The 2,733-nt window shown below is 74.7% G+C and carries 3 protein-coding genes; all 3 read left to right on the top strand.

Translation table 11 applies throughout. The features are described from left to right. Nucleotides 1–791: citrate/2-methylcitrate synthase (locus F3J10_RS35150; RefSeq protein ID WP_275691726.1), on the top strand; the 791-nt coding region annotated here is incomplete at its 5' end. A gap of 71 nt (nt 792–862) precedes the next feature. Beyond that, nucleotides 863–1,525, top strand: coding sequence for a class I SAM-dependent methyltransferase (locus F3J10_RS35145; protein ID WP_025101068.1), 663 nt, complete (start codon nt 863–865; stop codon nt 1,523–1,525). Nucleotides 1,526–1,529: 4 nt separating this feature from the next. Beyond that, nucleotides 1,530–2,633, top strand: a complete 1,104-nt coding sequence (locus tag F3J10_RS35140; protein WP_167244005.1) for a TauD/TfdA family dioxygenase — start codon at nt 1,530–1,532, stop codon at nt 2,631–2,633. The last annotated feature ends 100 nt before the right edge of the window (nt 2,634–2,733 follow it).

Here is a 2,733-nt window from a genome sequence, read left to right as displayed (position 1 = left end):
CCGCGCCGTTCCTGCTGCACGCGGCGATCGCCGGGCGCCCCTGCGAGGACCCCGCCGCCGCCGACGCATCGAGCCACGCGCGACGCATGCTGGTGCTGACCGGCGCGACGCGCCGCGATCCGGCCGCGCTCGCCGCGATGGACGCGCTGCTGGTGGCCTGGCATGCCGGCTTCGGCTACATCACGCCGACCGTGCTGGCGCCGCGCGTGGCGATCGGCACCGGCGTGACGCTGACCCAGGCGGTGGCCTCGGGCTTTCTCGCCAGCGGCCCCTCGCACGTGGGCGCCGCGCTCGAGGCGATGCAATGGCTCGGTGCGATCCTCGACACGCTGCCCGTCGAGGCGCGCGACCCGGCCCGCCGGCCCGACGCGAGCCTCGCCGCTCGACTGGAAGCCGCCGGCCGGGAGGCGGTGGACCGCACGCTCGACGCCGAAGGCTCGCTGCTGTTCGGCTTCGGCCATCCGCTGTTCGTCGCCGATCCACGGCCGCCGCACCTGCGCGCGCTGCTCACGGCGCGCGGCTTCGGCGGGCCGGCCTCGACGCTGGCCGATGCCTGCTGCGCGCGCGCCGGCCAGCGCAAGGGGCTCAACCCGAACATCGACTTCCTGAGCGCCGCGACGCTGCTCGACCTCGGCGTCGCCTCGCCCTCCTGGGGCGTCGGGCTGGGCCTGTCGGCACGCATCGCTGCGATGGTCGCGCACGCGGTCGAGCGCCGGCAGCGCCCCGCGTTCGGCGTCAACAGCGCCACCGCGCGGCGCCTGCTGGCCGCCGTGCCGGTCGGCTGGTTATGAGCGCGCCCGGCCATGAACCCGCCATTCGCCACTCCCTTCCACGCAACGCCCCGACCGAATCGAGGAACGCCATGCTGCTGAAGAATCTCCGCCCGGCCAACGACTACGACCGCTTCGCCACCGAGACGCTCGAACCCTGGGACCTGCTGTTCATCAGCCGGATCCGCCAGCTCGCCCGCGGCATGGCGGCCGGCACCATCGCCGACATCGGCACCGCCACCGGCGTGGTGCCGGTCCGCCTGGCCGCCGATCCGGCGATGGAGGGCTGGCGCTTCATCGGCGTCGACCTCGATCCGGCCATGCTCGACGAGGGCCGCCCGCGCCTGAAGACGCTCGGCATCGAGCAGCGCGTCGAGCTGCGGGTGGGCGACGCGCTCGAGCTGCCGTTCGCCGACGGCGAGCTGACCATGGCGGTCGGCCGCGCCACCCTGCACCACCTGCCGGACAAGGCGAAGAGCCTGACCGAGATGTTCCGCGTGCTGCACCCGGGCGGCGTGGCCCTGGTGCACGACATGCGCCGCGACGCGCCGCAGCACTTGCTCGACCGCTTCACCGCGATGCGCGCGGCGGCCGACTACCCGCCCACCCACGTCGAGGAGAAGATCACGCTGGCCGAGGCGCACGAGCTGGTGGCCGAGGCGGGGCTGGCGCCCTACGCGAGCATCCACAGCCCGAGCGCGGGGCTCGGCGCGCTCGGCTTCGAGATCCTGCTCAGCAAGCCCGCGCTGGCCTGACGCGATGAGCGCGCTCGCCCCTCCCGCCCTCCATCCGGCCGCCGCGCGGCTCGGCGCCGACACGGTGCGCTGCGCGCCGGCGGTGGCCGGCCGCAGCGTGCCGCTGTTGATCGAACCGGTGGACCCGGCGCTCGCCGAGCTCTACGACTCGACCGGTTCGAGCGGCGCCACCGATGCCTTCGTGGCCTGGTTCCGCGAGCGGCGCGCCGACATCGACGCGCTGCTCGCCGAATACGGCGCCCTGCTGCTGCGCGGTTTCGCGCTGCCCGACACGGCCGCCTTCGGCCGCCTGGGGGCGCTGTTCGCGCCGCACGCCAACGGCTATACCGCGGGCGCCGCGCCGCGCCGGCAGGTGGCCGGCGACGTCTACGAATCGACGCGCATGCCGCCGCCGTTCAAGATCGGCCTGCACCAGGAAATGGCCTACATGCCGTCGTTCCCTCGCCTGCTGGCGTTCTACTGCCGCAAGCCGGCCGACTCGGGCGGCGAGACGCCGATCTGCGACATGCGGCGCCTGACCGCGCGGCTGCCGGCCGGGCTGCGCGAGCGCTTCGCCGCGCGCGGCGTGATGTACCTGCGCAACTTCGCGGCGCCGGGCGACCGCGCCGAGCGGCTGGCCGCCAACCCGAACCTGCCGTTCGCCGAATACCACCGGCCCTGGGACGAGGCCTTCGGCACCGCCGAGCGCGAGCAGGCCCAGGCGCTATGCGAGGCGCGCGGGCTCGGCTGGCGCTGGCTCGAGGACGGCAGCCTGACGGTCTCGCACGTCGGCCCGGCGCTGCGCCGGCATCCGCGCACCGGCGAGACGGTCTGGTTCAACCAGGCCAGCGCCCAGCACCCGAATCCGCGCTCGATGGGCGACTTCAGCTACCGGCACCTGCAGCGGCGCTACGCGGGCCGCGCCGCCTTCCCCTACGAGATCCGCTACGGCGACGGGGCGCCGATGCCGGCCGCCGATCTCGATGCCGTCTACGACGCCTTCGACGCCGAGGAAGTCGCCTTCGCCTGGCGCACCGGCGACCTGATGATCGTCGACAACATGCTGGTCGCGCACGGCCGCAACCCGTTCCGGGGCACGCGCGACACGCAGGTGATGCTGCTCGACTGAGGAAGCCCGATGAGCGTTCCGCTACTGACCACCCTGCGCGCCGTGCTGAGCCCGTCGCCCGCGCCCGAGCGGGCGGCGCCCGCCGGCACGCGCCGCTCGC

Origin of the sequence: Burkholderia sp. Cy-637 (genome assembly GCF_011753175.1) — a bacterium.
Lineage (GTDB): Bacteria > Pseudomonadota > Gammaproteobacteria > Burkholderiales > Burkholderiaceae > Burkholderia > Burkholderia gladioli.
This window is presented reverse-complemented; position numbering and strand designations above follow the sequence as displayed.

Excerpts from the sequence above, each read along its gene's own strand:
- F3J10_RS35140 (WP_167244005.1), top strand. The coding sequence starts at position 1,530 with ATGAGCGCGCTCGCCCCTCCCGCCCTCCATCCGGCCGCCGCGCGGCTC.
- F3J10_RS35145 (WP_025101068.1), top strand. The coding sequence starts at position 863 with ATGCTGCTGAAGAATCTCCGCCCGGCCAACGACTACGACCGCTTCGCC.